Here is a 6,511-nt window from a genome sequence, read left to right as displayed (position 1 = left end):
CATCAGTATCTGCGAGCCAATCAGCATCATTGAGCACATCGGCTTCAGCATCAGCATCTACTTCAGCAAGCCAATCAGCGTCATTGAGCGCATCAGCATCTGAGTCAGCATCAGTATCTGCGAGCCAATCAGCATCATTGAGCACATCGGCTTCAGCATCAGCATCTACTTCAGCAAGCCAATCAGCATCATTGAGCGCATCAGCTTCTGCATCTGAATCAGCATCGCAATCTATTTCAGAATCACAATCAGCTTCAACAAGCCAATCAGTTTCTGAATCAACATCAGCGTCTGAGTCAGCGTCTGAATCAGCATCAGTATCAGCATCTGAATCTGCATCAGCATCTGAATCAGTATCAGCGTCATTGAGCGCATCAGCATCTGAGTCAGCATCAGTATCAGCAAGCCAATCAGCATCATTGAGCGCATCAGCATCTGAATCAGCATCAGTATCTGCTAGCCAATCAGCGTCATTGAGTACATCGGCTTCAGCATCAGCATCAACTTCAGCAAGCCAATCAGCGTCATTGAGCACATCAGCATCAGCATCAGCATCTACTTCTGCAAGCCAATCAGCGTCATTGAGCACATCGGCTTCAGTATCAGCATCTGAATCTGCATCTGCATCTGAATCAGTATCAGCGTCATTGAGCGCATCAGCATCTGAGTCAGCATCAGTATCTGCGAGTCAATCAGCATCATTGAGCACATCGGCTTCAGCATCAGCTTCTGTATCAGCTAGTCAATCAGCATCATTGAGCACATCAGCGTCTGAATCAGCATCAGTATCTGCAAGCCAATCAGCGTCATTGAGCACATCAGCATCTGAATCAGCATCAGTATCTGCGAGCCAATCAGCATCATTGAGTACATCGGCTTCAACATCACTTTCTACATCTGTATCACAATCAGCATCTAACTCTTCATCAAATTCTGAAAGTGAAACACCTAAACAAGGTGAAGTAATCATCACTTATGTAGATACAAAAGGTAAAGTGATTAAAGATCCTCGTCAAGATACACCAAACTCACCATATGATACTCCATATAACACAACTGAGGAAGGTGAAAAACCTAACACAATCAAGACTCCAGATGGTAAGACATACAAGATCGTACCAAAAGGTGATTACCCAGTAGGTAAAGTTGATGGCGATGGACACTTGGAATCATCTGATCCAATTAAAGGTAAAGTTGATAAACCTAAATCAACTATCACTTACGTTTATGAAGAAGTGAAGGGTAACGTATACGTTCACTATGTTGACGTCAATGGTAACAAGATCAAAGAATCAGTAACTGACGAAAAAGATCAACCAGTTGATAAGGACTACGATACAGTAGTAGACAACCGTCCAAGCACGATCGAGTTCCAAGGTAAGACATACGAATTGGTACCAGCTGGTAACTACCCAGTAGGTCAAGTCGACGAACAAGGTCACCTTAAGTCATCAGATGCTACAACTGGTAAAGTTGCTGAAGATGATACGAACGTCACTTACGTCTACAAATTGAAAGAAGATCCAACGAAACCTAAAGAAGGTGACGTCATCATCACTTACGTAGACGAAAATGGTAAAGAAATTCAAAAACCTCGTCAAGACACACCAAACTCACCATATGACACACCATATAACACAACTGAGGAAGGTGAAAAACCTAATACTATCAAGACTCCAGACGGTAAGACTTACAAGATCGTACCGAAAGGTGACTACCCAGTAGGTAAAGTTGATGGCGATGGACACTTAGAATCATCTGATCCAATTAAAGGTAAAGTTGATAAACCACGTTCAATCATCACTTACGTTTACAAAGAAGTGAAGGAAGAACCAACTCAACCTAAGGGTAGCGTATACGTACACTACAAAGATACTGAAGGTAACACCATTAAAGAATCAGTAACAGATGAGTTAGACCAACCAGTAGGTAAAGACTACAACACTGTTGAAGACAACCGTCCACAGTACATTAAATTCGAAGGTAAAACTTACGAAATCGTACCAGTCGGAAACTACACAGTTGGTAAAGTAGATACTCAAGGTCACCTTGAATCAACAGACCCAACAACTGGTAAAGTGGTTGAAGGACGTAAAGACGTTACTTACATCTACAAACTTGTCGAAGAACCTGTACAACCTAAGGGTAATGTATACGTTCACTATGTAGATGAAAATGGTAACACTATCAAGACTTCAGTAGTGGATGAAAAAGACCAACCAGTAGGTAAAGACTACGATACAGTTGTGGATAACCGTCCTAAGACAATCACAACTGCAGATGGTAAAGTCTATGAATTGGTACCACAAGGTAACTACCCAGTAGGTAACGTTGACGGTGAAGGTCACTTGACAACAACTGACCCAACAACTGGTAAAGTTATCGAAGGTGATAAGAACGTTACTTATGTTTACAAACTTGTGAAGACTCCAAACGTTCCAACACCAAACACTCCAGTGCCACCAACTCCAACACCAAACACTCCAGTGCCACCAACTCCAACACCAAATACTCCGGTAGATCCAACACCTAATAAACCAATGGATCCAACACCAAACACACCGGTAGATCCAACACCTAATACACCAGTGAACCCAGTTCCTGAGCAACCAGCTCAACCAGCTCCAGCTCTTGAACAACTTCCAAATACTGGTGAAACAGGATCTGTAGCTTCAGCTCTTCTTGGAGCAGTTGCAGGGGTTGCAGGGGTTGCAGCGCTTGGAAGCCGCAAAAAAGAAGATGAAAAATAATCTTCTACCCTAATTTGATTCGGTCATTTCAGGTATGTGGGAAATGAAAAAGGATCCAAAAAGAGAACCTCCGGGTTCTCTTTTTGTGTGCTGTTTTTTATGTTAAAAACTAGTCTTAATTAGTTACTTTTGGGGAAAATTAGTGTATAATAACTCGATATCTTATTTTTAAGGAGCGGACATGTTTTTCAAACGTTCGAAGGGTGATTTTCGCGAAACGGAGCGAATCACGCGATTTAAATTAATCAAGTCAGGAAAAACTTGGGTGCGGGCATCTATCTCGCAACTAGGGTTTTTTCGTATCTCTCGTGGTGATGCGACTGATAAAATCGTGAGACCTTTCGAAACTTCTGCTGATCCAGTTCCTGCTCCGATTTCTAAAGGGATCCTTGTGTTGGGGGCTCTTGCTGGAGCAACTACAATTGCTACCCCTGTGTTGGCAGAGGAAAATGAGGTGAGTTCGTTTCTCGAATCTGAAATCATTCCAACAACAGGTGTGGTTGGTCAGGACAGTTTTGTTTTGGGAACGACATCTGCTACAGATTCTGGATCAATGAACCGGTCTGTCAGTGAATCCCTATCACATACGGAGTCAGGTCGTCAGTCTGTTTCAAAAAGCAGTTCTTTATCACAGTCGGTTTCTTTGAGCGAATCCTATGTTACAAGTGGTTCAGTTAGTCATGTAGACAGTCCGTTAGTTTCTGAACAGGATCCTGAAATCAGTGAGAAAGTAAACGAGAATCAAACCACTCGCTCAGAGGAAGACGTAAAACGTCTACAAGCCTTGGCTTTGGATTTATACGCCTATCGTGCTCAGGCTTTGGAGATACCTGGAACGGAAGCTGCGATTGAGAGTGGAGATTTTGCTTTAGAAGCGATTCGTAGCGGTTTGTCCAATCCAGCGATTCAAATTGAAGCTGTTGAAAGCCAAGCAAAGAGTGCTCGGAATCGCTTAGCTAATGCGGTGCTCCGTGCTACTTCGGGTCAACGAGATCCGCGCACGGGCAGTTCGTTAGATGCAGAGAATCGTTTTCGTGCGCCGTTTTTCATGAGTGGACCTGCGAATAATTATTTGATTACAGCTTACAATTCAGACCCTGTTAAGCTACAGTACATTGTAAGAGAGCGAAATGGTGGGGTTATCTTGACCTATATGGGATATGCTCCAAATAGTGAGCGCGTTGAAGGCGTTTTAGTTCCCAATGCGACTCTGAAATCTCCGTTCGCACCTATGTTGATCGAAGGGAAAGTTGGAGAAAATGAGGTCGTAGAACCCGGAAAGACTTATACGATTACAGTTCGTTTTACCAATTCGAACAATCAGTTTATTGATCGCTCTTTCCGAATTAAAGTTTTACCTCAAAATGACGGCATTCGTAACCCGATTAGAGATGTAGCGACCGAGCTCTATGTCAACGATACTAGCAATCTAGCAGAGGTTGAGAAAGATAGGATCTGGGAAGCGTTCAAGACCTCTAATCCCCAAATTGTGAGCTCGAAGGACTTCAAGGAGTATTCTGTCTCAGCGTCAGGTGTAGTGACTATTACTTATAAAGATAACACTTCAAATGATGTGACTGTCCCTGTCAAGCACCTTCCGGTACCTACAGTTACGACGCGACTATTGGAGAAAGCGAATACCCAGACACCTGTAACAGTGACAGGTGCCAATCCTGGGTCGACAGTCGTTTTGTATAACAATGACGAAGAAGTTGGAAGAGCAGTAGCCGATGCTTCTGGTCAGGTGATAGTAGTGCCTACAGTGCCCTTGCAGTCAGGTGGAGTGAATGCAAAAGCTCTCATCTTCTACGGTGATCATCCGGTTTATTCGGATGCAAGTAATTTGGTTGCGGTAACGATGGACTCAACAGAATATAGTCAATCTGTATCGAATTCAGAGTCTATTTCGACAAGCCGATTCGAATCTGTTCGTGCATCAGAGCTTGCTTCAAAGAGTGCTCTTGTATCAGCTTCGGTATCAGCCAGCACTAGTGAGTCCGTAACAGTCTCCACCTCAGTTTCGGAGAGTGAACGAGTGTCAGAATCGGTATCGCTATCCGAATCGGCATTTATTTCTGAATCAGCATCTGAGTCAGCGTCAACTTCTGAATCAGCTTCTGCGTCTGAGTCAGTTTCAACGTCTGAATTAGTATCTGCGTTCGAATCGGTTTCTGTATCTGAATCAGTGTCAACATCCGAGTCAGCATCAACCTCTGAATCAGTTTCTGTTTCTGAGTCAGTTTCGACCTCCGAATCAGTCTCGACGTCTGAGTCAGTGTCAGAGTCGGAATCAGTCTCAATCTCTGAATCAGTCTCAGCGTCGGAATCAGTGTCAACGTCAGAATCAGTGTCTACATCTGAGTCAGTCTCGACGTCTGAGTCGGTATCTACATCTGAGTCAGTGTCAACATCCGAATCAGCTTCTGCGTCTGAGTCAGTGTCAACTTCTGAATCAGCCTCTGCTTCTGAATCAGTCTCGACCTCTGAGTCAGTCTCGACGTCTGAGTCAGCGTTAACCTCAGAATCGGTGTCTAAGTCCGAGTCAGCATCAACCTCTGAATCAGTATCTACGTCTGAGTCGGTGTCAACATCCGAATCAGCCTCAACCTCTGAGTCAGTATCAGCATCCGAATCAGTTTCAATATCCGAGTCGGTTTCTGCATCCGAGTCTGTCTCAACATCCGAGTCAATTTCAGCCTCTGAGTCGGTTTCAACATCCAAATCAGTGTCGACCTCAGAATCGGCATCGGCATCTGCATCTGCATCAGAATCAGTGTCAACATCCGAATCAGTCTCAACGTCCGAGTCAGTTTCAACGTCTGAATCAATATCGGCTTCAGAGTCAGTTTCAACGTCCGAATCGGAATCGACATCAGAATCAGTTTCTGCATCTGAGTCAGCGTCAGCCTCTGAATCAGCGTCAGCCTCTGAGTTAGTTTCAGCCTCTGAGTCGGTCTCAACGTCCGAATCAACATCAGCATCCGAATCGGTTTCAACCTCAGAATCAGTTTCTACATCTGAGTCGGTTTCTGCATCCGAGTCTGTCTCAACCTCTGAATCAGTTTCAGCGTCTGAGTCGGTTTCAACATCCAAATCAGTGTCGACCTCAGAATCGGCATCTGCATCTGCATCCGAATCAGTGTCAACATCCGAATCAGCGTCAGCCTCTGAGTCAGTTTCAGTCTCCGAATCGGCATCAACATCCGAATCAGCTTCTGTGTCTGAGTCAGTATCAACATCCGAATCAGCTTCTGCGTCTGAGTCAGTATCAACATCCGAATCTGCATCTGCTTCTGAATCACTCTCGACATCCGAATCAGTATCAACGTCTGAGTCAGTTTCAACGTCCGAGTCAGTATCAACATCCGAGTCGGTTTCTGTATCTGAATCAGTGTCTACGTCTGAATCGGAATCGACATCCGAATCAGTTTCTGCATCTAAGTCGGTTTCTGCATCCGAGTCTGTCTCAACCTCTGAATCAGTTTCAGCGTCTGAGTCAGTTTCAACATCAGAATCATTCTCAGTCTCTGAATCAGCCTCTGCGTCCGAGTCAGCGTCAACTTCTGAATCAGCGTCTGAGTCAGCGTCAGCCTCTGAGTCAGCATCAGTCTCTGAGTCGGCCTCTACGTCTGAGTCGGTTTCAGCCTCTGAGTCGGCCTCTACGTCTGAGTCGGTTTCAGCCTCTGAATCAGTATCAACATCCGAGTCAATTTCAGCCTCTGAGTTGGTTTCAACGTCTGAATCAGTCTCAGCGTCTGCAT

2 protein-coding genes and 3 pseudogenes are annotated in these 6,511 nt (G+C 44.5%); 2 read left to right on the top strand and 3 right to left on the bottom strand.

Features of this window, described 5'->3' with window-relative positions:
• Both ACESR9_RS06285 and ACESR9_RS06280 read right to left on the bottom strand, forming a co-directional pair.
• Positions 1-589 (bottom strand): annotated as a pseudogene (locus ACESR9_RS06285) (hypothetical protein); the annotation flags it as partial.
• A gap of 153 nt (positions 590-742) precedes the next feature.
• The gene (locus tag ACESR9_RS06280) at positions 743-973 is read right to left on the bottom strand and encodes a hypothetical protein (protein ID WP_373106081.1); all 231 of its coding nucleotides are present in this window, start codon (positions 971-973) and stop codon (positions 743-745) included.
• A 22-nt stretch (positions 974-995) separates the two neighbouring features.
• On the opposite strand from ACESR9_RS06280, the gene ACESR9_RS06275 reads away from it, so the two are divergent.
• Together ACESR9_RS06275 and ACESR9_RS06270 are read left to right on the top strand one after the other, a co-directional pair.
• Entirely contained in the window at positions 996-2,750 is a 1,755-nt protein-coding gene (locus ACESR9_RS06275) for a MucBP domain-containing protein (RefSeq protein ID WP_373106079.1), read from the top strand.
• Positions 2,751-2,931: 181 nt separating this feature from the next.
• Positions 2,932-4,311, top strand: a pseudogene (locus tag ACESR9_RS06270) (KxYKxGKxW signal peptide domain-containing protein); the annotation flags it as partial.
• A 317-nt stretch (positions 4,312-4,628) separates the two neighbouring features.
• Here ACESR9_RS06270 and ACESR9_RS06265 read toward each other — a convergent pair.
• A pseudogene (locus tag ACESR9_RS06265) lies at positions 4,629-6,511 on the bottom strand (hypothetical protein); the annotation flags it as partial.

This window comes from Streptococcus parasanguinis, from assembly GCF_964238605.1.
In the GTDB taxonomy this organism is placed as follows: domain Bacteria; phylum Bacillota; class Bacilli; order Lactobacillales; family Streptococcaceae; genus Streptococcus; species Streptococcus parasanguinis_AJ.
This window is presented reverse-complemented; position numbering and strand designations above follow the sequence as displayed.